The organism is Desertibacillus haloalkaliphilus (assembly GCF_019039105.1).
In the GTDB taxonomy this organism is placed as follows: domain Bacteria; phylum Bacillota; class Bacilli; order Bacillales; family KJ1-10-99; genus Desertibacillus; species Desertibacillus haloalkaliphilus.
The window spans coordinates 1-370 of the sequence record NZ_JAHPIV010000372.1 but is presented as its reverse complement, the minus strand read 5'-3'; the positions used below and the strand labels follow the sequence as shown (position 1 = coordinate 370).

The 370-nt window shown below is 39.2% G+C and carries 1 protein-coding gene; it reads right to left on the bottom strand.

All coding sequences use genetic code 11. From position 1 onward, the window contains the following. The coding region (locus KH400_RS22395) for an MFS transporter (protein ID WP_217228405.1) at positions 1-357 on the bottom strand (357 nt) is incomplete at its 3' end. Positions 358-370: the final 13 nt, after the last annotated feature.

Sequence of the window (370 nt, the reverse complement as noted above, 5' to 3'; positions counted from 1 at the left end):
AAACATAGCAACCCCAAACACGTAAATCTGTTTTGGTAATGGTTGTAATTTTATTTCCTGCCGACTATAATCAACCTTTGTTTTTGGTAAATAGAAAAACACAATGATGGCAGCAACTAGAACTAAAATATACACACTAAATGCCATTCTCCAGCTAATTGCAGCTAACACCCCAGACATAATAAATAATACGACTCCACCTAAATTATTTGCGGCACTAACTTGCCCCATCGTAGCCGTTCGCTCCTCACCATCAAAAAAGTCAGCTACAAGGGATGTTGAAATCGGCATCATAAGTCCAACACCTATGCCTAATACAGCTCGGAAAAATAAAAGCAGTTCTATCGTTGGTACCAAACCTCCACCAAGT